The sequence below is a fragment of the Neorhizobium vignae genome (assembly GCF_000732195.1).
In the GTDB taxonomy this organism is placed as follows: Bacteria; Pseudomonadota; Alphaproteobacteria; order Rhizobiales; family Rhizobiaceae; genus Neorhizobium; species Neorhizobium vignae.
In genome coordinates, this window is sequence record NZ_JNNU01000024.1 from 40,115 (window position 1) to 65,731 (window position 25,617).

Genomic DNA, 25,617 nt, shown 5'->3' on the forward strand with positions numbered 1-25,617 from the left:
ACAAGGACACGGCCATGACAGGACTATCCCGCACCAGCGCGGATCTCGACCCGCGCCGCCGGCGCATCCTCTATCGCTGCTGGCATCGCGGCATCCGGGAAATGGACCTGGTTCTCGGGAGTTTTGCGGAAGCCGAGATCGGCAAGCTTGGGGAAGCCGAACTCGACGAATTCGAAGCGATCATGGGCGAGGACGACCACGACCTGCATGCCTGGATCACCGGGGCTCAACCTTTGCCCGAGCATAGGAAAACGCCGCTTTTCGCGCGCGTCGCTGCCTATAACCCGGATTTCGATCCCGTCACCAAGGCTTCCCTGGAAGCGAGGCTCGGTCACAAGATATGAATTCTGGCCCGATGATTCCCGGATTCGACGCGAAGAAGATCGCCGCGGCGCAAACCCCGCTGACCATAGGCAACGTGCCGCCGGGCATGGAGCCGCTGATCGTGGCCGAGCTCGCCCGCGCCGGCCAGGCGGTCGCCTATGTCCTGTCGGACGGCCAGCGCATGCTCGATCTGGAACAGATGCTGTCCTTCGTGGCGCCGGAAATCCCGGTCCTGACACTGCCGGCCTGGGACTGTCTTCCCTATGACCGCGTTTCTCCGAGCGCCGATGTCTCCGCCCGTAGACTGGCGGCCCTGTCGGGGCTGATCTCGCATGCCAGGAAGCCGCATGCGGCGATCGTGCTCGTCACCGTCAATGCAATGCTGCAGAAGATCGCTCCTGCCGAGATCATCGAAAGCCTCGCCTTCTCAGCCAAGCCCGGCAACCAGATCCGCATGGACGACATCGCGGCGCGGCTGGAGCGCAACGGGTTCGAGCGTGTCGCGACGGTGCGCGAAGTCGGCGAGTTCGCCGTACGCGGCGGCATTCTCGATGTCTTCGTGCCGGGCACCGAAGAGCCGGTGCGTCTCGATTTCTTCGGCGATACGCTGGAGTCGATCCGCTCGTTCGACCCGGCCAGCCAGCGCACCACCGGCCAGGCGCGCGCCCTCGACCTCAATCCGATGAGCGAGGTGACGCTGACGCCGGACACGATCAGCCGCTTCCGCAAGAACTACCTGTCGCTCTTCGGCGCCGCGACCCGTGACGACGCGCTTTATCAGGCGGTCTCGGAAGGCCGGCGTTATCCCGGCATGGAGCATTGGCTGCCGCTGTTCTACGACGGGCTCGAAACCGCCTTCGATTACCTCAAGGGTTTCCGGATCGTCACCGATCACACGGCGCGCGAGGCGGCCGGCGAGCGTTCGAAACTGGTGCTCGACTACTACGAGGCACGGCGCGACAGCGGCACCCAGGGCAAGGGCGCCGCGGCTCAGGCGGCGCCCTACAAGCCGGTTTCGCCGGGCCAGCTTTATCTCGAGAGCAAGGCCTTTGCCGCAGCGCTCGACGCTGTCAACGCGGTGCGCCTGACGCCGTTCAACGAGATGGATGCGGAAGGTCGCCGGGTGGTGACTTTGGATGCGCATACCGGCCCGCGCTGGGCGAAAAACCAGACGGAAGAGAAGGATCGCGACGAACGGGTCAACGTCTTCGACCTCGTCGTCAAACATATTGCCGACAAGCGCGCCGAGGGCTTCAAGGTTCTGGTCACCGGCTGGTCGGCCGGTTCGCTCGACAGGCTGCTGCAGGTGCTCGATGAGCGCGGCCTGAAGCGCATCAACCAGATCGACAAGCTTGCCGATCTCGACAAGTTGGAAAAAGGCGAGGCGGCGTCTGCCGTTCTCAGTCTCGAAGCCGGTTTCGAGACGGGCAATATCGTCGTCATCGGCGAGCAGGACATTCTTGGCGACCGCATGGTCCGGCGCGGCAAGCGCCGCAAGCGCGGCGCCAATTTCCTGACCGAAGTGGCCGGCCTCGACGAAGGTTCCCTGGTCGTCCATGCCGAGCACGGCATCGGCCGCTTCGTCGGCCTGGTGACGATCGAGGCCGCCGGGGCACCCCGCGCCTGCCTGGAACTGCATTATGCTGACCAGGCAAAACTCTTCCTGCCGGTCGAAAACATCGACCTCCTGTCGCGCTACGGGTCAGACGCGGCGGAAGCCCAGCTCGACAAGCTCGGCGGTGGCGCCTGGCAGGCCCGCAAGGCCAAGCTCAAGAAGCGCCTGCTCGACATGGCCGATGCGCTGATCCGCATCGCCGCGACCCGCATTACTCGCCGCGCCCCGGTTCTGACGACGCCGGAAGGGCTCTACGACGAATTCGCCGCCCGTTTCCCCTATGACGAGACAGAGGACCAGGCGAACGCCATCGACTCCGTGCGCGACGATCTCGGCGCCGGCCGTCCGATGGACCGGCTCGTCTGCGGCGACGTCGGTTTCGGCAAGACCGAAGTAGCGCTGCGCGCCGCCTTCTTCGCGGCGATGAACGGCGCACAGGTGGCGGTCGTTGTGCCGACCACGCTTCTCTCCCGCCAGCATTTCAAGACGTTTCGCGAGCGTTTTCGCGGATTGCCGATCAAGGTCGAGCAGGCGTCGCGGCTGGTGCCGGCCAAGGAACTCGCGCAGACCAAGAAGGACCTCGCCGACGGCAAGGTCGATATCGTCGTCGGCACCCATGCGTTGCTCGGTGCAGGCATCCAGTTCGCCAATCTCGGCCTGCTGATCATCGACGAGGAGCAGCATTTCGGCGTCAAGCACAAGGAACGGCTGAAGGAACTGAAGAGCGACGTGCATGTCCTGACGCTCTCGGCAACGCCGATCCCGCGCACGCTGCAGCTTGCCATGACGGGTGTACGCGAACTGTCGCTGATCACCACGCCGCCGGTCGACCGCATGGCGGTCCGCACCTTCATCTCCCCCTTCGATCCGCTGGTCATCCGCGAGACGCTGATGCGCGAACATTATCGCGGCGGCCAAAGTTTCTATGTCTGCCCGCGGCTCGCGGACCTTCCGGAAATCCAGGCTTTCCTGCAGTCGGACGTGCCGGAACTGAAGGTCGCGGTTGCCCATGGCCAGATGGCGGCCGGCGAACTCGAAGACATCATGAATGCGTTCTACGACGGTAAGTACGACGTGCTCCTGTCGACGACCATCGTCGAATCCGGCCTCGACGTGCCGACCGCCAACACGCTGATCGTCCACCGCGCCGACATGTTCGGCCTGGCGCAGCTCTACCAGCTCCGCGGCCGTGTCGGCCGTTCCAAGGTGCGCGCCTTCGCGCTCTTCACGCTGCCGGTCAACAAGCAGCTGACGACCACTGCCGAGCGCCGCCTGAAAGTGCTGCAGTCGCTCGACACGCTCGGCGCCGGTTTCCAGCTCGCCAGCCACGACCTCGATATCCGCGGCGCCGGCAACCTGCTCGGCGAGGAACAGTCCGGCCATATCAAGGAAGTCGGTTTCGAGCTCTACCAGCAGATGCTGGAGGAAGCCGTTGCGGAAGTGAAGGGCGACGACGAGATCACCGATACCGGCTGGTCGCCGCAGATTTCCGTCGGCATCACCGTGATGATCCCGGAAAGCTACGTGCCCGACCTGCATCTGCGCATGGGTCTCTACCGCCGCCTCGGCGAGGTCGCGGACCTGTCCGAGATCGATGGTTTCGGCGCGGAAATGGTCGACCGTTTCGGCCCGATGCCGGTCGAGGTGCAGAACCTGCTGAAGGTGGTCTATATCAAGTCGCTCTGCCGCAAGGCCAATGTCGAGAAGCTCGATGCCGGCCCCAAGGGCATCGTCGTCACCTTCCGCGACAAGCAGTTCCCGAACCCGGCCAACCTTGTCGGTTATATCGCCAAGCAGGGGACGCTCGCCAAGATCCGCCCGGACCACAGCGTCTTCCTCACCCGCGATCTGCCGTCCCCTGAAAAACGGCTGACGGCCGCAGCCCAGGTGATGACCCAGTTCGCGGAACTGGCCAAATCGTGATTATATGTCGGATTTGTTCTCGGGGACGGTGACGACGGCGGCCTGCTGATCCGTGGCGACGGACGCGGGCAGGCGCACGTCGCGTGCCCGCTCGCGGGCGAGCGTCAGGAGGCCGGAACCGATGATCAGCACGATGCCGATCAACATCGGCAGGTCGACCTTGTCGCCGAAGACGAGGTAGCCGAACAGGATGGCCCAAAGCATCTGGCTGTATTGGGTCGGCCCAATCACGGCGGCGGGCGCGTAGTTGGCGGCATACATGAGCCAGACGGTGGCGAGTGCCGACAGCAGGCCGTATCCCGCGAGCATGGCCCATTGCGGGAGGGTCGGCCAGTGGAAGTCCGGGATCATCAGGATGCCGAGGATGACGAGAACGCCAAGCACGCCAGCGCCGTAGAGCGAGATGTGCTTCTCCGATGGTCCAACGGCGCGATAGACGATGATCGAGATCGCCCCGGAAAACCCGGCAAAAACCGCACCGACATGCCCGATCGAAAGCTCGCGAAAGCCCGGGCGCAATATGACCAGAACGCCGATGAAGCCGATGATCACGGCGCCCCAGCGCCGGATTCCGACCGTCTCCTTGAGGAACAGCACCGACATGATCGTCACGAAGGACGGCAGCAGGAAGATCAGCGCGAAGGCTTCCGCCATCGACAGATAGGTGAAGGCCGCGACACTGCCGATCGTCCCGACGGCCGCCGAGAAGAAGCGCAGGACCCAGAGCGGCCGGTTGGTGCTTCTCACCACGTCGAGCCAGCTGTCGCCTGGTTTCATGAGATAGGGAAAACCGGCGAGCATGAAGACGGCGCCGAAAAAGCCCATTTCATAGGGCGTCAGCGCGCCGTCGATCATCTTGACGCTGGCATCGCTCCAGGAATAGGCGGCAAACGAGGCGAAGGCGAGAAGGACGCCTTTCGGGGTCTGGTCGATACGCACGCGGTCGGTCCGTTCTCAGATCATGCCTTTGCGGGCTTCCGCTTTCAGCTTGGCGATTTCTCGCAGCGCATTTGCAAACACATCCGGTGTCTGCGCGCCGCTGACCGCATATTGTCCGTCGATGATGAAGAACGGCACGCCGGTCACGCCCATCTTCTGGGCCGCCTCGATTTCCCCGAGAACAGTGTCCTTGTCGGCGTCGCTCGCCAGAAGGTTCTCGATGACCTTGCGGTCCAGGCCGGATTTTTCGGCGATGTCGGCGAGCACGGCGTGGTCGCCGACATTGCGGCCCTCCTCGAAATTCGCCTTGAACAGGGCAGTCGCTACCTTGTCCTGAATGTGGCGGTCTTCGACGATCGCCCAATGCAGCAGGCGATGGGCATCGAGCGTATTGGGGCCGATCTTGATCGCCTCGAAATTATACTTGATGCCGACCTCTTCGCCGAGTTTCGTCAGCATGTCGTGGGCGCGTTCGACGGCCTGTTTGCCGCCGAGCTTGGCGGCTAGATCGGCCTGACGATCGACGCCCTCGGGCGGATGGTCCGGGTTGAGCCGATAAGGGCGCCAGTTGATGTCGACGCCGATTTCGTCCTGCACTTCGGCGACCGCCAGTTCCATCCTTGCCTTGCCGAGGTAACACCACGGGCAGACGATATCCGAAACGATGTCGATGGTTACGCGCTCCATGGCGGCGTCCTTTCTTCGGTAACCGGAAGAGACTGGATTATTGCGCCCGTTTATCCCACCAGGTGTTGAGCTGGTAGCCATAGAGCGGGAGTTTTCCCGGATAACCGATATACTTGCGACGCGCCACCCATTGATCGGGGATATGATATAGCGGAACGAGATAGTGACCGGAAATCAGCATCCGGTCGTAAGCCCGCACCGCGGCCTCGAAATCCTCCTTGCTGCGAACCGTCAGCATGGTCTCGATCAGCCTGTCGAGATCGGGATCCGCAGTGCCGGCAAAATTGAAACTGCCGTCGCGATTGCGGGAATCGGATCCCCAGCGACCGACCTGTTCGATGCCGGGCGACAGGGACGCGGGATAGGACTTGACGATCATGTCATAGTCGAAATTGCCGGAGCGGGCCTGGTACTGGGCATCGTCGACGGTGCGGATCGACATGTCGACGCCGATCATCTTCAGCGTCCGCTGATAGGCGATCGCGAGTTTTTCCTGGTCCTGGGTCTGGGTCATGACCTCGAAGGTCAACGGCCTGCCGGAAGCGTCCGTCATCCTGCCGTTCCTGATCGCGTAGCCACCCTTCTTGAGCAGTTCGACCGCGTCGCGCAGCACCTTGCGATCCGCACCCGAAGCGTCGGTTTTGGCCAGATGATAGGTGCCGTCGAGGACTGCCGGTTCGATCCGGTCCTTGATGACTCCAAGGATCTTGAGCTCCCGCTCGTCGGCCGGCTTGCCGAGGGAGGAGAGGGGCGAGTTCTGCCAGAAGCTTTCCGTGCGGGTATAGGCGCCCTCGAAAAGGTTCTTGTTGGCCCATTCGAAATCGAAGGCGAGCGACAGGCCGGCGCGCACGTTCACGTCGGCGAAGATCGAACGTCTCGTGTTGAACACGAAACCGAGCATGCCGGTCGGCAGCTGCGGCTTGAACGCATCCTTGATCACGTCGCCATTCTGGACCGCGGGAAAATCGTAGGTCCGCGTCCAATGTGTCGGACTGCCGTCGGGATAGATGTCGATAGCGCCCTTCTTGAAGGCCTCGAACAACGTGTTGTCCTGCAGGAAATATTCGACGCTGATCTGATCGTAATTGTCGAAACCCACCTTGGCCGGAATATCCTTGCCCCAGTAACCCGGATCCCGTTCATAGACGATGCGTTCTCCGGGCGAAATGGACTTGATCCGATAAGGACCGGAGCCTACCGGCGGCTTCAGCGTCGACTGATCGAAAGTGGCGGGATCGGTTGCGTGTTTCGGCAGGATCGGGGTGCCGGTGGCGAGTATCAGCGGAAACTCCCGGTCGGCCTTTTCGTTGAAGGTCAAACGGACGCCATGCTCGCCGACCTTCTCCATTTTGGCGACGGGCGCCAGTCGGGATGAGAAGGGAATGCGGGCCTTGTCGCGCAACAGTTCAAACGAAAAGATCACATCATCCGGGGTCACCGGTTGGCCATCCGACCATTTCGCCTTCGGATTGAGATTGAACTGGATGAAGGTCCGGTCGTCATTCCATTCGACGCTCTCGGCCAGCAGCCCATAAAGCGTGAACGCCTCGTCGCTAGAACGCGTCATCAGCGATTCGAAGATAAGATTGCCGAAGGCCGGGTCCCAGATGCCGCGCGCCGAGGTGCGCATGCTTTTCAGGATGAACGGATTGAGGCTGTCGAACGTGCCGACAACGCCATAGGTTATGCGCCCGCCCTTCTTCACGTCCGGGTTCACGTAAGGGAAATGCTTGTAGTCGGGGCCAAGCGCCGGACTGCCGTGCATGGCTATCCCGTGGACCGGTTCGGCCAGGGCCGGGGTGCCGATGAGAAGCGCGGCGATGAGGGGAAGAAAGCGTCGCATGGGACCCATGGCGGTGAAATCCTCGCTGATTCGCCTGCAAAATAGCGCATGCCAGGAGGCGCACCAACCATCGCGATGTGCAAAAGAGTGATCGCCGACTTTAACTCCTTGTCAAAAAATACGAAAGAGGGACTGGATATCGATGTCTGCCCGATGTAACAGGTTGGCCACACGGGCGGGTCATTCAATTGCCTCATTTGACCGACAGGTCACAGGCAGTAGGACACCCCGAGGGAGTTGACGGCGTCTGCCGTACCCAGCGGATTTCAGGAGACGGATCTCGTTATGATGCTTAAGGCAACCCAAGTTCTGCGGACGGCGATGTCCGCTCTCGCTCTTTCGGCCGGCGCAGCAGCGCTGCCGGTTGCAGCCCTGGCACAGGATGCTCCGGCCGCAGCCGCTCCCGGTGCGCCGCCGCTCGGCTGGTTCAAGACCTGCACCAAGCAGGACGACAGCGATCTCTGCGTCGTGCAGAACATCATTGCCGCCCAGAACGGTCAGCTCATCACCGCGGTCGGCCTGATCACGGTCGAAGGCAAGGTCAACCGCAAGATCATGCAGGTTTCGGTACCGACCGCGCGCCTCGTGCCGCCCGGTATCGTCATGCAGATCGACGGCGGCAAGGGCCAGAAGCTCGATTACATCGTATGCCTTCCGGACAAGTGCACCGCCGAAGTGCCGCTGACCGACGCCATGATCGCCAGCCTCAAGAAGGGTGGCGAGGTGGTCTTCACGTCGATCAATTTCCGCCGCGCTCCGAACCCGATCAAGGTTCCGCTCACCGGCTTCACCGGCGTATTCGACGGTCCGGCCATGCCGCAGGAACAAATCGCTCAGAGCCAGCGCAGCCTCGAGGAAGGCATGCAGCGCAAGGCGGAAGAGACCCGCAAGAAGCTGGAAGACGCACAGAACTCTGCAAAGCAGGGTCAGTAAGTTCCAGTCTGAACCAAACAGCTGAAAGCCCGGCCATGCGCCGGGCTTTGTGATTCCGGACATGAAAAAAGCGCCGGCAGAATGCCGACGCCTTGTCCGAGTTTTGTGAATTCGGGTTAGTGGGCCAGTATGATCTTGGGCTTCAACTGACCGGATGGGCCGCGATCGAAGATCTGGTAGACCTGCGGATTGCGCAGCGGAGCATCGTTTTCGTCGTGTTCCAGGTTCTGCTCCGAGACATACGCCACATACTCCGTCTCGTCATTCTCCGCGAGGAGATGATAGAAGGGCTGGTCCTTGTTCGGCCGGATTTCCGCGGGAATGGAATTCCACCATTCTTCCGTATTGGCGAATTCCGGATCCACATCGAACACGACGCCCCGGAACGGAAAAACCTTGTGGCGGACCACTTCTCCGATGGTGAATTTAGCGTTGCGTTGTTTCATGGTGCGATGTCCTTTCGCATCCTAATGTGGGAATAAAATTCCCCGACATCAAGAGATTAATGCAAGCCGGCTTGCTTCGTTCCACGGATAGACTTAAGGCTTAGTCAGCCTCCGCGGCCCGGTCGTCGCCAGAACTATGCCGCCGAGCACCAGAACGATGCCGACCGCGTGATATCTTTCAAAAGTTTCGCCGAGGAATATCACCGCCATGACGATGGAAACCGGCGGCATCATGTAAAGCGTCACTCCCGCCGTCGCCGGGCCAAATATCCGCACCGTATGCTGAAAGCAGAAGAACGCTGCAAGCGAAGCAAACAGGATGATGCCGGCAATCTTCGACCAGGCTGACAACGTCGTCGGCAGCAGCCCGCCCTGGAAGAGTTCCCAGAGCGCCGGGGGCAGCAGGAGGAGCGACCCGGAAAAGCCGATCAGCCCGAACAGCGTGAATGGCCGGATCGCCTGGGCCGCCGGGCGTCGCAGCAGGAGCGAGTAGATCGCAAAAGCAATCGCCGCCACGAGCATGCCGAGGTCGCCGACATTGAAATTCATGTGCGCCAAGGCGCCGACATCGCCACGCAGCACGATTGCCGCCACGCCGGCGAATGCGACTGCCATGCCCAAGAGCTCCCGACCGCCGATCCGGCGGCCGGAAAACTGCCATTCGAAAAGGATGATGAACAGCGATGACGTCGTGTAGATCAGCGTAGCATTCGATGCCGTCGTCAGCGTTAGCGCCCAATAAACGAAGCCGCCGCTGATGCCGATGCTCAAGAAACCCAGCCACAGCCAGAGCCAGGTATGCCGGCGCACAAAGGTCCAGGCAGCCGCCCAGTCGAGATACAGCAACGGCACGATGATCAGCGTTGCTCCGGCCCAGCGGATGAAGGCGGTGATGAACGGCCCGATCTCGCCGATCACGCCGCGTCCGAAGATCAGGTTGCTGGAAAAGAACACGGGCACAAGGGCGAAGATCACCCAGTCGATCGGGCGCGGCTGTGGTGAGTTGGGGGAGGTCATCGGCACACCGGCAATGGAGGCGCAAGCCGCAAGGCTCGGCGAAATGGAAAACGGCGGGCTTGCGGCCCGCCGTTTTCAACGCAAGCAAGCGCGGAAATCGCGCCCAGTCGGATCAGGCCGAATAATACATGTCGAACTCGACCGGATGTGGCGTCATTTCGAAGCGCATGACTTCCACCATCTTGAGTTCGATATAGGCGTCGATCTGGTCGTCGTCGAAGACGCCGCCGGCGGTCAGGAACTTGCGGTCGCGATCGAGATTTTCGAGGGCTTCGCGCAGGGAACCGCAGACGGTCGGGATCTTCTTCAGTTCCTTCGGCGGCAGGTCGTAGAGATCCTTGTCCATGGCCTTGCCGGGATGGATCTTATTCTTGATGCCGTCGAGGCCGGCCATCAGCATGGCGGCAAAGGCAAGATAGGGGTTTGCCAGCGGATCCGGGAAGCGGACTTCGACGCGCTTCGACTTCGGTCCTGTGCCGAAGGGGATGCGGCACGAAGCCGAGCGGTTGCGAGCCGAGTAAGCGAGCAGAACCGGTGCTTCATAACCCGGGACGAGACGCTTGTAGGAGTTCGTCGTCGGGTTGGTGAAGGCGTTGATCGCCTTGGCATGCTTGATGATGCCGCCGATATAGAAGAGGCAGCTCTCGGAAAGGCCGGCATATTCGTCGCCGGCGAAGGTCGGCTTGCCGTCCTTCCAGATCGACTGGTGCACGTGCATGCCCGAGCCGTTGTCGCCGAAGATCGGCTTCGGCATGAAGGTCGCGGTCTTGCCATAGGCATTGGCGACCTGGTGCACGACATACTTGTAGATCTGGATCTTGTCGGCGTTGCGCACCAGGGTGTCGAACTTGACGCCGAGTTCGTGCTGGGCGGAAGCCACTTCGTGGTGATGCTTTTCGACGACAACGCCCATCTCGGCGAGTACGGTCAGCATCTCGGAGCGCATGTCCTGCAGGCTGTCGACCGGCGGAACCGGAAAATAGCCACCCTTGACGCGCGGACGGTGACCGAGGTTGCCGGTCTCGTAGTCCGTGTCGTCGTTGGACGGCAGTTCGGACGAGTCGAGCTTGAAGCCCGTGTTATAAGGGTCCGCCTTGTACTTGACGTCGTCGAAGACGAAGAATTCCGGCTCCGGGCCGACAAACACGGTATCGCCGATGCCGGATGCCTTCAGATAGGCCTCGGCCTTCTTGGCGGTGCCGCGCGGATCGCGGTTATAGGCTTCGCCCGAGATCGGATCGAGAATGTCGCAGAAGATGACCATGGTCGACTGGGCGAAGAACGGATCCATGTGAACCGTCGCCGGGTCCGGCATCAGCACCATGTCCGACTCGTTGATGGCCTTCCAGCCGCCGATCGAGGAACCGTCGAACATGACGCCGTCGGCGAACATGTCCTCATCGACGCAGACGACGTCCATGGTGACGTGCTGCAGCTTGCCCTTGGGGTCGGTAAAGCGCAGGTCCACGAACTTGACGTCGTTTTCCTTGATTTGTTTCATGATTTCGCTTGCGCTCGTCATATGGCCTCCTCGATGTACGATGACGATGAAACCCCGGGCCTTCGGCCTCAAGGCGTTTGGATGCGGGGGCGTTTAGATGGCGTCCACGCCCGTTTCACCAGTGCGGATGCGGATGACTTCCTCCACGTTGGAGACGAATATCTTGCCGTCTCCAATCCGTCCAGTCTGTGCCGCGTTGCGAATGGCTTCAATGACGGCATCCGCGTTCTCGTCCGCGAGGACAACCTCAACTTTGACCTTCGGCAGAAAATCGACGACGTATTCCGCGCCGCGATAGAGCTCGGTGTGGCCCTTCTGGCGGCCGAAACCCTTGGCTTCGGTCACTGTGATTCCCTGCAAGCCGACTTCCTGAAGGGCTTCCTTCACTTCGTCGAGCTTGAAAGGCTTGATGATCGCTTCGATCTTTTTCATGAGAAACTATATCTCCGCTTCTCTCTTGAAGCAGGCCGTTACCCGCTCGACCATGCCAATGCAGTTATCGTGCCAAACTCGGAAGCGACTTTCAAAAAAATAATGCGGTTTTGCACTAATTCCCGACAAAACAGCACCTTCAGTGGCAAAATCGCTGCCGTTTTTCTCAAAACTTGTGCATTGCGGCACAGGAATCGGAGTTTTTTGAAGTTTTTTCGAAACTTAAGTGATGTTGAATATAGTCAAGCTAAAGTCACATATTTAGGCAATTGCCTAATGTTTATGCCTTTCTGGCTAGAGAAGTGGCGCTTGTTTTCTGATCATCTTTCCGTTCAATAGCGCTATGGATGGTTCGCTTGTTTCACTGCTTCTGACGCCCGACGAGATGGCGGCGGCGGATGCCGCTTCTGCCCGGTCCGGCATTCCGTCCTTTGACCTGATGGACAGGGCAGGCCGCGCGATTGCTGCCGCCGCGCTTCGGCATTTTCCCGGCGCCTTGCGTTTTGTCGCACTCTGCGGTCCCGGAAACAATGGGGGGGACGGATATGTGGCGGCCCGCGTACTTGCCGAAGCCGGCGCCACCGTCGACGTCCACCATCTCGGCGATCCCGGAACACTGAAAGGCGATGCAAGGCGGGCGCGCGACCTCTGCGGCCTGGCGTCGAAACCGCTCGAAGCCTATCGGCCGCAAACCGGCGACGTGGTGGTCGACGCGTTGTTCGGTGCCGGCCTGACCCGCAATGTGCCGGACATTGTCGCGGAAGTGATCCGCAGGGTCGGCGAGGCGGGGATACCGGTTCTCGCAGTTGACCTGCCGTCCGGTCTCTGCGGGAGGCGGGGCGGGGCGCTCGGAGCCGCCTTCCTGGCCGCCCATACGGTCACCTTCATGACTAGGAAGCCGGGTCACCTGCTGCTGCCGGGCAGGTCTCTCTGCGGTGACGTCGAGGTTTTCGATATCGGTATTCCAGCCCGCATCATCCGCGAGGTTACCGGCAAGGTGAGAGAGAACGGACCCGAATTGTGGAGTGGTCAGCTGGCCGCGCCGGGAAGCGACACCCACAAATATCGCCGCGGACACTTGGCCGTGTTCTCGGGCGAGGCTGGCAAGACGGGTGCGGCTCGGCTTTCGGCGGCCGCAGGCCTGAAGGCGGGGGCAGGCTTGGTGACGGTCGGTTCGCCAAGTGATGCCATGCCGGTCAATGCGGCCTCGCTGACTGCGATCATGCTGCACCAGGTGGACACGGTCAAAGACCTGGAAAACTGGCTTCACACTGCAAAGCTTGCCGCTTTCGTGCTCGGACCGGGATTTGGCATCGGCAAGAAGGCGAGGCAGTTCGCGCTGGCATTGAAGGATCGGCCGCTGGTGCTCGACGCAGACGGGATCACCTCGTTCAAGGAAAAGCCTTCGGACCTGTTCGATGGCTTTGCCGGCGGGGAGCCCCGTCTGGTGCTGACGCCGCACGAGGGCGAATTCGCCCGCCTGTTTCCCGACATCGCCGCGGATGAAAACCTGAGCAAGGTGGAAAAGGCGGTGGCGGCTTCCGCCCGCGCTCATGCTGCCATTGTCTACAAGGGCGCCGATACGGTGATCGCTGGCCCCGACGGACGCGCTTACATCAATACCAACGGACCGCCGTGGCTGGCGACTGCCGGTTCCGGCGACGTTCTGGCCGGCATGATCGGCGCATTGCTCGCCCAGGGCATGCCCGCTTTCGAGGCGGCCGCTGCCGGCGTCTACCTGCATGGAGAAGCCGGAAAGCGCGCGGGCAGGGGCATGACGGCCGAGAACCTCGCCGCCCATGCCGGCATCGGGCTGGATCCCTAGCGTCGGCTTTCCAGGAGTTCGCGCATCGCCATCGCGCCATAGGGCGCGTTCACCTTGCCCTCGTGGATGAAGAAGGCGAAGACGTCGCGCGGCTTCTTCTTGACGTCACGCTTCTCGTCGACCAGCGGCAGATCGTCCGGCACGCCGCCCTCAGCCCAGGTTTCCAGCCTTTTCGCCCAGGCCTTCATATCCTCTTCCGCATAACAGGTCTTGATATCGTCCGACCCCTTCTGCAGGCGCGCGTAGACGAAATCCGCCGTGACATCGGCGATCATCGGATAGTCGAAATGGTCGGCACAGACGGGCGCAATGTTGTATTTCGAAAGCAGCGCGACGAATTCCGGCACCTTGAATGTGTCGTTGCGGACCTCGACCACATGAGTCAGGTCCAGCCCGTCCAGCTTGTTCGGCAGCAGTTTCAGGAAGGCTTCGAAATCATCCGCTTCGAACTTCTTGGTCGGCGCGAACTGCCAGAGCAGCGGCCCGAGATGGTCACCGAGCTCGGTCAGGCCCTGGGTCAGGAATTTTTCGATCGACTCCCCCGCCTCGGCCAAAACCTTGCGGTTGGTGGTGAACCGGCTTGCCTTTAGCGAAAAGATGAAGCGGTCTGGAACCTCGGATGCCCATTTGGCAAAGGTCTCCGGCTTCTGCGATCCGTAATAGGTGCCGTTGACTTCGATGACTCTAAGCTTGCTGGCGGCATATTCGAGCTGTTTTTTCTTCGCCAGTTTTTCAGGATAGAATGTGCCTTCCCACGGCTCGAAGGTCCAGCCGCCGATGCCCGTGCGAATAGTGCCGGCTTTGGTCATGAATTGCCTCCCTTGTGCGGAGGTTCACTCCGCCGCTTCCACCTTCTTCATCGGCCGCCGCTCCAGCAGTTCCTTCAGGAAATGGCCGGTATAGGACCGCTTTTCCTTGACGATCTGCTCGGGCGTACCGGCCGCGATCACTTCGCCGCCGCCGGTGCCGCCTTCCGGGCCGATATCGATGATCCAGTCGGCCGTCTTGATGACCTCGAGATTGTGCTCGATGACCACCACGGAATTGCCCTGGTTCACCAGTTCCTGCAGCATTTCCAGAAGCTTGGCGACGTCATGGAAATGCAGGCCGGTCGTCGGCTCGTCGAGGATATAAAGCGTGCGTCCCGTCGAGCGTTTCGACAGTTCCTTGGCTAGCTTGACGCGCTGCGCCTCGCCACCCGAAAGCGTATTGGCCTGCTGGCCGACCTTGATGTAGCCGAGGCCGACATCGAAAAGCGATTGCAGCTTGTCGCGCACCGCCGGCACCGCCGAGAAGAACTCGACGCCTTCCTCGACCGTCATGTCCAGCACGTCGGCGATCGACTTGCCCTTGAAGGTGACGTCGAGCGTCTCGCGATTGTAGCGCTTGCCGTGGCAGACGTCGCAGGTGACATAGACGTCCGGCAGGAAGTGCATCTCGATCTTGATGACGCCATCACCCTGGCAGGCTTCGCAGCGGCCGCCCTTGACGTTGAAGGAGAAACGGCCCGGCTGATAGCCGCGGGCTTTTGCCTCCGGCAAGCCGGCAAACCAGTCGCGGATCGGCGTGAAGGCGCCGGTATAGGTGGCCGGGTTCGAACGCGGCGTGCGGCCGATCGGCGACTGGTCGATATCGATCACCTTGTCGATATGCTCGAAACCGTCGATCCTGTCGTGCTCGGCCGGGATCTCGCGGGCGCCCATGACTCGGCGCGCGGCGGATTTGTAAAGCGTCTCGATCAGGAAGGTCGACTTGCCGCCGCCGGACACGCCGGTGACGGCGGTGAAGACGCCAAGCGGAATGGCGGCGGTTACATTTTTCAGGTTGTTGCCGCGGGCGCCAAAAACCTTGATTTCCTTGCCCTTCTTCGGCTTGCGGCGCTCCGCCGGTACCGGCACGCCGAGTTCGCCCGACAGATATTTGCCGGTCAAGGATTTCGGGTTGGCCATCACCTCGCTGGGCGTGCCTTCCGCCACCACCTGTCCGCCATGGATGCCGGCTGCCGGGCCGATATCGACCACATAGTCGGCACTCATGATCGCGTCTTCATCATGCTCGACGACGATCACCGTATTGCCGATGTCGCGCAGGTGTTTCAGCGTATCGAGCAGGCGGGCATTGTCGCGCTGGTGCAGGCCGATCGACGGCTCGTCGAGCACGTAGAGCACGCCGGTCAGGCCGGAGCCGATCTGCGAGGCAAGCCGGATGCGCTGGCTTTCGCCGCCGGAGAGCGTGCCGGAATTGCGCGACAGGCTGAGATAATCGAGGCCGACATCGTTCAGGAACCGCAGGCGCTCGCGGATCTCTTTCAGAATGCGGACCGCGATCTCGTTCTGCTTGGCGTTCAACTGTTCAGGAAGCCCCTCGAACCAGTCGCGCGCGATGCGGATCGACATCTCGGTGACCTGGCCGATATGCAGCTTGTTGATCTTTACGGCGAGTGCCTCCGGCTTCAGGCGATAGCCGTTGCAGGCCGGGCAGGGGGCTGCCGACATGTAGCGTTCGATCTCCTCGCGCGCCCAGGCGCTGTCGGTTTCCTTCCAGCGGCGTTCGAGGTTCGGCACGATGCCTTCGAAATTCTTGACCGTCTTGTAGGAGCGGGCGCCATCGGCATAGTGGAACTCGATCTTTTCCTCGGTGCCTTCGAGGATGGCCTTCTGAGCCTCTTCGGAAAGTTCGTTCCAGCGGCTGGACAGCTTGAAATCGAAAACCTTGCCCAGTGCCTCGAGCGTCTGATTGTAGTAGGGCGACGTGGATTTCGCCCATGGCGCAATCGCGCCGTCGCGCAGCGTCCGGGCAGGTTCCGGCACGATCAGCGCTTCATCCACCTTCTGCTGCGAGCCGAGACCGTCGCAGGTCGGGCAGGCGCCAAAGGGATTGTTGAACGAAAACAGCCGCGGCTCGATTTCCGAAATGGTGAATCCGGAAACGGGGCAGGCGAACTTTTCAGAGAACAGCACCCGTTCGTGCGTCTCGTTGAGAGACTTGTTCGCAGATCCGCCGGCCGAAGTCTCTTCCGGCGGCAGCGGCTTGTCGGCGAACTCGGCGACCGCCAGCCCGTCGGCCAGTTTCAGCGAGGTCTCAAGGCTGTCCGCCAGGCGCGCGGCAATATCGGAGCGGACCACGAGCCGGTCCACGACGATGTCGATATCGTGCTTGTATTTCTTGTCGAGCGCCGGAACGTCGGCGATCTCGTAAAACTGGCCGTCGACCTTGACGCGCTGGAACCCCTTTTTCATGAGGTCGGCGAGTTCCTTCTTGTACTCGCCTTTACGCCCGCGGATCATCGGCGCCAAAATATAAAGACGCGTGCCTTCCTCGAAGGCGAGGATGCGGTCGACCATCTGGCTGACCGTCTGGCTTTCGATCGGCAGGCCCGTCGCCGGTGAATAAGGCACGCCCACGCGCGCAAAAAGCAGGCGCATATAGTCGTAGATTTCGGTGACCGTTCCGACGGTCGAGCGCGGATTGCGCGACGTCGTCTTCTGCTCGATCGAGATCGCCGGGGAAAGTCCGTCGATCTGGTCGACATCCGGCTTCTGCATCATTTCCAGGAACTGGCGCGCATAGGCCGAAAGACTTTCGACATAACGCCGCTGGCCTTCCGCGTAGATCGTGTCGAAGGCAAGCGAAGACTTGCCCGAACCCGACAGGCCGGTCATGACGATCAGCGAATTGCGGGGCAAATCAAGATCGATGCCCTTCAAATTATGCTCGCGCGCACCACGTATGGAAATGCTCTTCAGTTCGCTCATCTTCATGCTCTCGGGAGGATCGAAGGCCCTTATGTAGTGATTGATCCGCGACTGTCGAGACGAAACTGCTGGCATGCAACGCCGTTCCCGAGTCGGTTGACAGCACTATAGGAATAAAATAGAACAAATAAAGAACAAATTTGCCTGTGGATTAAAGATCGCAAAAACCCAATGGCTGGGCCCGATGGGCTAGAGTGCCGCGATTGATTTTTGGTGCCGTTACCGGGCGGCAGATGAGGTGATGAATATGGCTGGTAGTGTGAACAAGGTAATCCTGGTGGGGAATGTGGGGGCTGATCCTGAAATCCGCCGGACGCAGGACGGCCGGCCGATCGCCAACCTTCGCATCGCCACGTCCGAAACCTGGCGCGATCGCAACAACGGCGAACGTCGCGAGAAGACCGAATGGCATACGGTCGTCGTCTTCAACGAAGGTCTCTGCAAGGTCGTCGAGCAATATGTGAAGAAGGGCGCCAAGCTCTATATCGAAGGCGCGCTGCAGACCCGCAAGTGGCAGGACCAGACCGGCAACGACCGCTATTCGACGGAAATCGTGCTTCAGGGCTTCAACTCGACGCTGACCATGCTGGATGGTCGCGGCGAGGGCGGCGGTGACCGTGCTGGTTTCGGCGGCGGTGGCGGCGGCAATCGGGTCGGCAACGATTTCGGCGGTAACGACTTCGGCGGCGGTGACGATTACGAGCGCCGGCCCGCTGCGGGCGGCGCGAGCCGCGGCGCTCCGTCTTCCGGCGGTCAGCCGTCCGGCGGCAATTTCTCGCGCGATCTCGACGACGACATCCCGTTTTGATCGGTCGGTCGGCATCGATTTGTAAAGCGGCAGCTGCCTGAATATCGATCAGGCGGCCGCCTTGTCGGCGAGCATCGCGACCAGGACGTCCGATTGCGAGAGAATGCCGACCAGTTTTTTGTTCTCCCGGGTGACCGGCAGGTAGTGCAGCCCCTCCTCGGCGAAGATGACGATCGCGTCTGCAATCGGCGTGTCCGGGCCAACTGTTTTGACCGGCGTCGTCATGATGTCCTTGACCGTGTCGTTCGGCGCGCTGGCGCCTGACAGAACCAGACGCAGGCGCTGCGAAAATCCGATTTTTGGCCGCCCTCTCGTCCAGTACGCCTTGTCGAGAAAATCGGTCTGGGTGACGATGCCGACCACTTCCGCCCTGTCGTTGGTGACCGGCAGGGCCTTGAAATGGTGGACGCGCATCAGGTCGTGCGCCTCTTTCAGTGAATTGTCCGGTGCGACCGCCACCACATCGCGCGACATGATGCTGGCGCAATTAAGATGGCCGGCGCGCCGGCGATAGGATCGCAATTCCGTCCGTCGCAGGATCGTTTCGAGGTCGTCGCGATCGATATCCAGGAACTCGTCGTATTCCTTCAGGACATCGTCGAGGTCCGAGGAGGTGAAGCCGATACGCTGGATCGAGGCGGGATCGGTCGTGCCGTGGTCGGCCGCCGCCGGTTTGCCCGCATGTGGGTACCGACGTCCCGTCAGATTGTTGTAGGCCAGCGCGATCAGCAGCAGGACCAGCGAATTGCCGGCGACCGGCCATAACACGAAACCGTATCCGAGTTGGTGGATCGTCGGTCCGCCGAGCACGGCCGTGAGCGCGATCGCCCCGCTTGGCGGATGCAGGCACCGAAGCGTCATCATCGCGGCGATGGCAACGGCGATCGCCACCGCCGAGGCCAGGAACGGATCGGTTATCAAAAGAGCGGCGGTCACGCCGACAAGGGCGGCGACGATATTGCCGCCGAGGATCGACCACGGCTGTGCAAGCGGGCTGGAAGGCACGGCAAACAGCAGCACGGCGGAAGCTCCCATGGGGGCAACCAGTGCCGGCAGCGTTGCATCTGCCTTCAAGGCCAGGCTTCCCAGCAATCCCGTCACCAGAATTCCGGCCAGCGCGCCAAGTGCGGCACGCAGTCTTTCCCGGGGGCTGACGGGGGTGGCTTCCGGCAGGAGCCGGCGCAACAGGCGGCGCATCATGGAGACCTTCGAGTGAGGTGGGATGAATCGCGTTTTAGCAGAAAATTCCGCTCTGTCGCGCCAGTCTTAGCTAAGGCTGCGTCCTACCCAAAGGGCGCGTGGCTTAAAGATTAAAGGCCGAGCGCACCCCATCGACGACGAACTGAACGGAGAGCGCCGCGAGGATGACGCCGAGCAGGCGGGTGAGGATCGCCCTTCCGGTGACGCCGAGGAAACGGTCGAGCCGCTCGGCGACCAGAAGCGTCGCATAGACGACCAGCATGATCAGCGCGATGACGCCGATGAGGAGCGCGCGGTCGAGGGCGCCGGGCAGGGTGCCGGAAAGCAGGACGGTGGCTGAGATCGCGCCAGGTCCGGCAATCAGCGGCAGCGCCAGCGGAAAGACCGCGATGTTGTGGATATGGTCGATGGTGATCGCCGCCTGAGATGTCTTCTCCTTTCGCTCCTGGCGTTTCTCGAACACCATTTCGAAGGAGATCCAGAAAAGCAGCAGACCGCCGGCAATGCGGAAGGCGCCGATCGAGATGCCGAGCAGCCCGAGCACGCTCGACCCGAACAGCGCGAAGACGGCGAGGATGCCGAAGGCGATCAGCGATCCTCGGAACGCGACCTGGCGGCGCTGGACGGCGGTCATGCCGACGGTCAGGCCCAGAAAGACCGGCGCGAGCCCCGGCGGGTCGAGCGTCACGAGCATCGTGGTCAGTGCATTGACCAGCATATCGGGGGTCGCCATATCCTCTCCCTGTCAGGCTGCAATCCTTGCAGTCGCATGCGAAGATTGTTAGGACAGGCCGGCAGCGAAAGAAAGCCCACCCCATCCGCGTCGCGGCATGTTTCGACCTTGTTCAAAAGCCGTGTTTAAGCCGCAAAAGCTGTTCAAAACCATTGTGGAAATTGGCGCTCGGAACCGCTTTCCGCTATAAAAAAGAAACTGATTCCGAACAGAGATCGTGATCCGATTTGACTGAGCAAAGCACACCCGGCGGCGGAAAGCTGCCTCCAGGCATCGAACCCATTTCCATCATGGAAGAGATGCAGCGGTCCTACCTCGATTACGCCATGAGCGTCATCGTCAGCCGCGCCCTTCCTGACGTCCGCGACGGACTGAAGCCGGTCCACCGGCGCATCCTCTACGGCATGTCGGAACTCGGCATCGACTGGAACAAGAAATACGTCAAATGCGCCCGTGTTACCGGGGACGTGATGGGTAAATTCCATCCGCACGGCAACTCGGCGATCTATGACGCGCTGGCGCGCATGGCGCAAGATTGGTCGCTCCGCCTGCCGCTGATCGATGGCCAGGGCAATTTCGGTTCGATCGACGGCGATCCGCCGGCGGCCGAGCGTTATACCGAGTGCCGCCTCGAGAAAGCGGCCCACGCACTGCTCGACGACCTCGACAAGGAAACCGTCGATTTCCGCGACAACTATGACGGCACGCTCTCCGAGCCCGTCGTGGTGCCGGCGAAATTCCCGAACCTTCTGGTCAACGGCGCGGGCGGCATCGCCGTCGGCATGGCGACCAACATCCCGCCGCACAATCTGGTGGAAGTGATCAACGGCTGCATCGCCCTGATCGACAACCCGGCGATCGAACTTCCGGAAATGATGGAGATCATTCCCGGTCCGGACTTTCCGACAGGCGCCCTGATCCTCGGGCGGGCCGGCATCCGTTCCGCCTACGAGACCGGTCGCGGCTCGGTGATCATGCGCGGCGTCGCGGCGATCGAGCCGATGCGCGGCGATCGCGAGCAGATCATCATCACCGAAGTTCCCTTTCAGGTGAACAAGGCGACCATGGTCGAGAAGATCGGCGAGCTGGTGCGTGAAAAGCGCATCGAGGGCATTTCCGACCTGCGCGACGAATCCGACCGCCAGGGCTACCGGGTCGTCGTCGAGCTGAAGCGCGATGCCAATGCGGACGTGATCCTCAACCAGCTTTATCGCTACACGCCGCTGCAGACCTCCTTCGGCTGCAACATGGTGGCGCTGAATGGCGGCAAGCCGGAACAGCTCGCGCTGCTCGACATGCTGCGCGCTTTCGTGTCCTTCCGCGAGGAAGTGGTTAGCCGGCGCACGAAATACCTGCTGCGCAAGGCTCGCGAACGCGCCCACGTATTGGTGGGCCTCGCGATTGCAGTTGCCAATATCGACGAGATCATTCTCCTGATCCGCCGCGCGCCCGATCCGCAGACGGCACGCGAGCAGTTGATGACCCGTCGTTGGCCGGCTCAGGACGTCGATGCGCTGATCCGCCTTATCGACGATCCGCGCCACAGGATTAACGAAGACGGCACCTACAATCTGTCCGAGGAACAGGCACGCGCTATCCTCGAGCTCCGTCTCGCTCGCCTGACCGCGCTCGGTCGCGATGAAATCGGTGACGAACTCAACAAGATCGGCGCCGAGATCAGCGACTATCTCGACATCCTGTCGTCGCGCCTGCGCATCCAGGCGATCGTCAAGGAAGAGCTCGCCGCAGTGCGCGACGAATTCGGCACGCCGCGCCGCACGCAGATTCTCGATGCCGGCCTGGAAATGGACGACGAAGATCTCATTGCCCGCGAGGACATGGTCGTCACCGTTTCGCATCTCGGTTATATCAAGCGCGTCACGCTCGGCACCTATCGCGCCCAGCGTCGCGGCGGCAAGGGCCGCTCCGGCATGGCGACGCGCGACGAGGATTTCGTCACGCGCCTGTTCGTGGCCAATACCCACACGCCGGTGCTGTTCTTCTCCTCGCGCGGCATCGTCTACAAGGAAAAGGTCTGGCGCCTGCCCATCGGCACGCCGCAGTCCCGCGGCAAGGCACTGATCAACATGCTGCCGCTGGAGCCGGGCGAACGCATCACCACGATCATGCCGCTGCCCGAGGACGAAACGACCTGGGAAAACCTGGACGTGATGTTCTCGACGACACGCGGCACCGTTCGCCGTAACAAGCTGTCGGATTTCGTGCAGGTGAACCGCAACGGCAAGATCGCCATGAAGCTGGAGGAGGAGGGCGATGAAATCCTCTCCGTCGAGACCTGCACCGATCAGGACGACGTGCTGCTGACGACCGCGCTCGGCCAGTGTATCCGCTTCCCCGTCGGTGACGTGCGCGTCTTTGCCGGTCGCAACTCGATCGGCGTGCGCGGCATCACGCTCGGCGACAGCGACCGCATCATCTCCATGACCATTGTCGGCCATGTCGATGCAGAGCCGTGGGAACGTGCGGCCTACCTCAAGCGCTCGGCGACCGAACGGCGTGCCGCAGGCGTCGACGAGGAGGATATCGCTCTGGTGGGTGAGGAAGTCACCGAGGAGGGACAGCTCTCCGACGAGCGTTACGAGGAACTGAAGGCCTGCGAGCAATTCGTGTTGACGGTTTCCGAAAAGGGCTTCGGCAAGCGGTCGTCCTCCTACGACTTCCGCACCTCGGGCCGAGGCGGCAAGGGTATCCGCGCCACCGATACGTCCAAGACCGCTGAGATCGGCGAACTCGTCGCCGCCTTCCCGATCGAGGACAACGACCAGATCATGCTCGTGTCCGACGGTGGCGTGCTGATCCGCGTGCCGGTCAACGGCATCCGCATTGCCAGCCGCGCCACGAAGGGCGTCACGATCTTCTCGACGGCCAAGGACGAGAAGGTTGTCTCGGTCGAGCGTATCAGCGAGCCGGAAGGCGACGAGGAAAACGGCAATGGCCTGCCGGAGGAAATCGTCAGCGAGACCGGTGATCTCGGCGCTGCCGCCCCGGAAGCGGGTCCGACGGATGAGGGTGCGGCGGAATAAGCCGCACCTCAATCAAAAGCCTGGCAAAATAAAAAGCCGGAGGATGAAAATCCTCCGGCTTTTGTTTGAACCGGTTGCGACGGGAAAGTCTGCTGGAACGCGGTTCGCTACAGTCAAATCGTCAAATCGGGCAATCCGTTCAGAACACGCTGTGGCGGCGCGAGAAATCCCTGAAATCCTTCATGTCGGCGCGTTCGCGCCGGAGCTCGGAAATCGTTGAGGCCACGGAAGCCACGAACATGATGCTGATCAAACCTGCAAGTACTGTCAACGTCACGAACATGGGATTCCTTTCTCGTCCGTGTATCCGCCTCAGTAGTACGAGAGATCGCTATAACGGCCCGTTACCTGCGGATAATTCAGATCTGCCAATTGGGATTTATCTTGATAAAGGGTTACCGTTGCTGTCAGCATCACCGCAATCATGGCCGTCCAGACCAGGTTAATCATGGTGATCTTGTCCAGCATGATCGTTTTCCTTCTCGCGATCATCGCCATCTGTCCTTCTTGTTAGCCTGAACGCGCATCGCGCAAACAGGTTCCACCGCATTTTGAGAGATACTTAACCTTGTGGCTCTGAAGCGTCCTTGAATGCTCTGTTCATCTGGCGTTCAGAATTCGAAGTCTTTTTCAGGTTTCTTCCGGTCCGAAGGCGACTACGAAGGCCTCCAGTGCAAAAGCGAGAACCACGGCTCCCATCACCATCAAAGCCAGCATTTGTCGACGTTTCTCCCGAGATACGCACGGGTCGTTCGCCCGCCACGATCGTCATAAGACCACAGCGCCGCTGAAACGCCCTTGAACGGGCCATTCATCTTTCGTTCAGAATTGGGAGATGCTTGCGGTGGGGCGGCTTCCGTGACAAAAGGCGTCAAAATTTCGCTGAAACAGGCCCGGACCTCGGCATGACCACTGCTTTCTATCCCGGTTCTTTCGATCCGATGACCCATGGCCATCTGGACGTGCTCGTCCAGGCGCTGAATGTCGCGGACAAGGTGATCGTCGCGATCGGCATTCATCCAGGCAAGGTGCCGATGTTCACCTTCGAGGAGCGGGCCGAGCTCATCAGCGCCTCGCTTGCCGAAGCGTTGCCGGGCAGAGCCAGCCATGTATCGGTCGTTTCCTTCGACAAGCTGGTGGTCGATGCCGCCCGCGCCAACGGCGCCAGCCTGTTGATCCGCGGCCTGCGCGACGGCACCGATCTCGACTACGAAATGCAGATGGCCGGCATGAACCGGCAGATGGCGCCTGATATCCAGACCGTCTTCCTGCCTGCGGGCACGGCGTCGCGGCCCATTACGGCCACATTGGTCCGGCAGATCGCGGCCATGGGCGGCGACGTCAGCGCCTTCGTGCCTGCCGCGGTCCTCAAGGCCCTGAACAACAAGCTGAAACGCTGACCGTTTCCGAACCCCGGAGATCTTTCCATGAAACTGCTTCGTCTTGCCGTTGCCGGCGCTTTCGCCCTCGCTTCTATGGTCCTGCCAGCTCTTGCCGGCCCGGATGATTTGCTGACCATCCAGCTGAAGGATGGCCCGGTGGTGATCCAGCTGATGCCGGAAGTCGCGCCGAAACATGTGGCCCAGATCAAGGCGCTCGCCGCCAAGGGCGAATACGACAATGTCGTCTTCCACCGAGTCATCAACGGCTTCATGGCCCAGACGGGCGACGTGGAGTTCGGCAAGCAGGGGGGCAAGAGCTTCAACCCGGCCCGCGCCGGCATGGGCGGCTCGGCAATGCCGGATATTCCGGCCGAATTCTCGAAAGTGCCGTTCGAGCGCGGTATCGTCGGCATGGCGCGGTCGCAGGATCCGAATTCCGCGAACTCGCAATTCTTCATCATGTTCACCAAATATCCGAGCCTGGACGGCCAATATACCGCCGTCGGCAAGGTCGTGTCCGGCATGGAACTGGTCGACAAGATCAAGCGCGGCCAAGGCAGCAATGGCGAGGTCACCAATCCCGACAAGATGATCAAGGTCACCGTCGGCAAGAACTAGGCCGCAGGAACTAAACGAAGGGCGCCCCTGTCGCAGACGACAATCGGGTGCCGAATTAAGGAGAAAGCATATGGCCGAGATCAAAGATCCGGAAAACACCCTCATCATGGAAACCACCAAGGGCAAGGTCGTCATCTCGCTTCTGCCCGACCTTGCGCCGGGCCACGTCGCCCGCATTAAGGAACTTGCCCGCGAGAAGGCCTATGACGGCGTGGTCTTCCATCGCGTCATTCCCGATTTCATGGCCCAGACAGGCGACGTGAAGTTCGGCAAGCAGGGTGGTGCGGACTTCAACCCGGCCCGCGCCGGCATGGGCGGTTCCGAGAAGCCGGATCTGAAGGCTGAATTCTCTGCCGTTCCGCACGTGCGCGGCACCTGCTCCATGGCCCGCTCGCAGAGCCCGAACTCCGCCAATTCGCAGTTCTTCATCTGCTTCACCGACGCCCCGTGGCTCAACAAGCAGTACACCGTCTGGGGCCAGGTCATCGAAGGCATGGACTTCATCGACCAGATCAAGAAGGGCGAGCCGGTCAAGGATCCGGACTCGATCGTGTCTGTCCGCGTCGCCGCCGACGTCTGATCTCGCTAAAAC

22 protein-coding genes are annotated in these 25,617 nt (G+C 61.3%); 9 read left to right on the forward strand and 13 right to left on the reverse strand.

The genetic code is table 11. From position 1 onward, the window contains the following. The first annotated feature begins 14 nt into the window (after positions 1 to 14). Complete coding sequence (locus GQ59_RS26295; RefSeq protein ID WP_037087001.1) at positions 15 to 344, forward strand: FAD assembly factor SdhE; 330 nt, start codon at positions 15 to 17, stop codon at positions 342 to 344. An 11-nt stretch (positions 345 to 355) separates the two neighbouring features. Beyond that, entirely contained in the window at positions 356 to 3,862 is a 3,507-nt protein-coding gene (gene mfd, locus GQ59_RS26300; RefSeq protein WP_037087055.1) for a transcription-repair coupling factor, read from the forward strand. Here the strand turns inward: mfd and GQ59_RS26305 are convergent, their stop codons facing one another. From GQ59_RS26305 to GQ59_RS26315, 3 genes are read right to left on the reverse strand one after another with little or no spacing between them, the layout of a single operon-like run. Beyond that, a complete protein-coding gene (locus GQ59_RS26305) occupies positions 3,863 to 4,801 on the reverse strand; it encodes a DMT family transporter (protein ID WP_037087002.1) in 939 nt (312 codons plus the stop codon). It abuts the gene before it with no gap. Between the two features lie 15 nt (positions 4,802 to 4,816). Then, entirely contained in the window at positions 4,817 to 5,488 is a 672-nt protein-coding gene (locus GQ59_RS26310) for a DsbA family oxidoreductase (RefSeq protein ID WP_037087004.1), read from the reverse strand. Positions 5,489 to 5,525: 37 nt separating this feature from the next. Then, on the reverse strand, positions 5,526 to 7,340 hold the full coding sequence (locus GQ59_RS26315) for an extracellular solute-binding protein (RefSeq protein WP_174459636.1): 1,815 nt from the start codon (positions 7,338 to 7,340) through the stop codon (positions 5,526 to 5,528). 276 nt (positions 7,341 to 7,616) lie between these two features. On the opposite strand from GQ59_RS26315, the gene GQ59_RS26320 reads away from it, so the two are divergent. Then, a complete protein-coding gene (locus tag GQ59_RS26320; RefSeq protein WP_037087005.1) occupies positions 7,617 to 8,264 on the forward strand; it encodes an invasion associated locus B family protein in 648 nt (215 codons plus the stop codon). Positions 8,265 to 8,380: 116 nt separating this feature from the next. Here GQ59_RS26320 and hspQ read toward each other — a convergent pair whose 3' ends face one another. From hspQ to GQ59_RS26340, 4 genes are all read right to left on the reverse strand, one after another. After that, positions 8,381 to 8,710, reverse strand: coding sequence for a heat shock protein HspQ (gene hspQ, locus GQ59_RS26325; RefSeq protein WP_007753924.1), 330 nt, complete (start codon positions 8,708 to 8,710; stop codon positions 8,381 to 8,383). Between the two features lie 93 nt (positions 8,711 to 8,803). Next, the gene (locus tag GQ59_RS26330; RefSeq protein WP_037087008.1) at positions 8,804 to 9,727 is read right to left on the reverse strand and encodes a DMT family transporter; all 924 of its coding nucleotides are present in this window, start codon (positions 9,725 to 9,727) and stop codon (positions 8,804 to 8,806) included. 112 nt (positions 9,728 to 9,839) lie between these two features. Beyond that, entirely contained in the window at positions 9,840 to 11,249 is a 1,410-nt protein-coding gene (glnA, locus tag GQ59_RS26335; protein ID WP_037087011.1) for a type I glutamate--ammonia ligase, read from the reverse strand. A 72-nt stretch (positions 11,250 to 11,321) separates the two neighbouring features. Then, positions 11,322 to 11,660: a P-II family nitrogen regulator gene (locus GQ59_RS26340; protein WP_007753933.1), complete on the reverse strand. Its 339-nt coding sequence runs from the start codon at positions 11,658 to 11,660 to the stop codon at positions 11,322 to 11,324. 343 nt (positions 11,661 to 12,003) lie between these two features. Here GQ59_RS26340 and GQ59_RS26345 point away from each other — a divergent pair, with 343 nt between their 5' ends. Continuing rightward, on the forward strand, positions 12,004 to 13,485 hold the full coding sequence (locus GQ59_RS26345; protein ID WP_037087013.1) for a bifunctional ADP-dependent NAD(P)H-hydrate dehydratase/NAD(P)H-hydrate epimerase: 1,482 nt from the start codon (positions 12,004 to 12,006) through the stop codon (positions 13,483 to 13,485). Here GQ59_RS26345 and GQ59_RS26350 read toward each other — a convergent pair. Continuing rightward, positions 13,482 to 14,294 (reverse strand): DUF72 domain-containing protein, encoded by an 813-nt coding sequence (locus GQ59_RS26350; RefSeq protein ID WP_037087015.1) that lies wholly within the window; start codon positions 14,292 to 14,294, stop codon positions 13,482 to 13,484. The genes GQ59_RS26345 and GQ59_RS26350 overlap by 4 nt on opposite strands. Before the next feature lie 24 nt (positions 14,295 to 14,318). After that, on the reverse strand, positions 14,319 to 17,240 hold the full coding sequence (uvrA, locus tag GQ59_RS26355; RefSeq protein ID WP_037087058.1) for an excinuclease ABC subunit UvrA: 2,922 nt from the start codon (positions 17,238 to 17,240) through the stop codon (positions 14,319 to 14,321). 247 nt (positions 17,241 to 17,487) lie between these two features. Between uvrA and GQ59_RS26360 the strand changes: the two genes are divergently transcribed. Further along, entirely contained in the window at positions 17,488 to 18,048 is a 561-nt protein-coding gene (locus GQ59_RS26360) for a single-stranded DNA-binding protein (protein WP_037087059.1), read from the forward strand. A 48-nt stretch (positions 18,049 to 18,096) separates the two neighbouring features. Here the strand turns inward: GQ59_RS26360 and GQ59_RS26365 are convergent, their stop codons facing one another. Together GQ59_RS26365 and GQ59_RS26370 are read right to left on the reverse strand one after the other, a co-directional pair. After that, complete coding sequence (locus GQ59_RS26365) at positions 18,097 to 19,245, reverse strand: HPP family protein (protein ID WP_037087060.1); 1,149 nt, start codon at positions 19,243 to 19,245, stop codon at positions 18,097 to 18,099. 106 nt (positions 19,246 to 19,351) lie between these two features. Next, a complete protein-coding gene (locus tag GQ59_RS26370) occupies positions 19,352 to 19,981 on the reverse strand; it encodes a MarC family protein (protein WP_037087016.1) in 630 nt (209 codons plus the stop codon). Between the two features lie 227 nt (positions 19,982 to 20,208). On the opposite strand from GQ59_RS26370, the gene gyrA reads away from it, so the two are divergent. Beyond that, positions 20,209 to 23,025: a DNA gyrase subunit A gene (gene gyrA, locus GQ59_RS26375; RefSeq protein ID WP_037087019.1), complete on the forward strand. Its 2,817-nt coding sequence runs from the start codon at positions 20,209 to 20,211 to the stop codon at positions 23,023 to 23,025. A gap of 139 nt (positions 23,026 to 23,164) precedes the next feature. On the opposite strand, the gene GQ59_RS32760 is transcribed toward gyrA, so the two are convergent. Both GQ59_RS32760 and GQ59_RS32425 read right to left on the reverse strand, forming a co-directional pair. Further along, complete coding sequence (locus GQ59_RS32760; protein ID WP_167336316.1) at positions 23,165 to 23,308, reverse strand: hypothetical protein; 144 nt, start codon at positions 23,306 to 23,308, stop codon at positions 23,165 to 23,167. 29 nt (positions 23,309 to 23,337) lie between these two features. Then, positions 23,338 to 23,493 carry a hypothetical protein gene (locus GQ59_RS32425; protein ID WP_155414821.1) on the reverse strand — a complete coding sequence of 52 codons (156 nt, stop codon included), beginning with the start codon at positions 23,491 to 23,493 and terminating at the stop codon, positions 23,338 to 23,340. A 437-nt stretch (positions 23,494 to 23,930) separates the two neighbouring features. On the opposite strand from GQ59_RS32425, the gene coaD reads away from it, so the two are divergent. From coaD to GQ59_RS26395, 3 genes are all read left to right on the forward strand, one after another. Further along, on the forward strand, positions 23,931 to 24,425 hold the full coding sequence (gene coaD, locus GQ59_RS26385; protein WP_037087025.1) for a pantetheine-phosphate adenylyltransferase: 495 nt from the start codon (positions 23,931 to 23,933) through the stop codon (positions 24,423 to 24,425). A gap of 27 nt (positions 24,426 to 24,452) precedes the next feature. Then, complete coding sequence (locus GQ59_RS26390; RefSeq protein WP_037087026.1) at positions 24,453 to 25,025, forward strand: peptidylprolyl isomerase; 573 nt, start codon at positions 24,453 to 24,455, stop codon at positions 25,023 to 25,025. Between the two features lie 70 nt (positions 25,026 to 25,095). Next, on the forward strand, positions 25,096 to 25,605 hold the full coding sequence (locus GQ59_RS26395) for a peptidylprolyl isomerase (RefSeq protein ID WP_037087028.1): 510 nt from the start codon (positions 25,096 to 25,098) through the stop codon (positions 25,603 to 25,605). Positions 25,606 to 25,617: the final 12 nt, after the last annotated feature.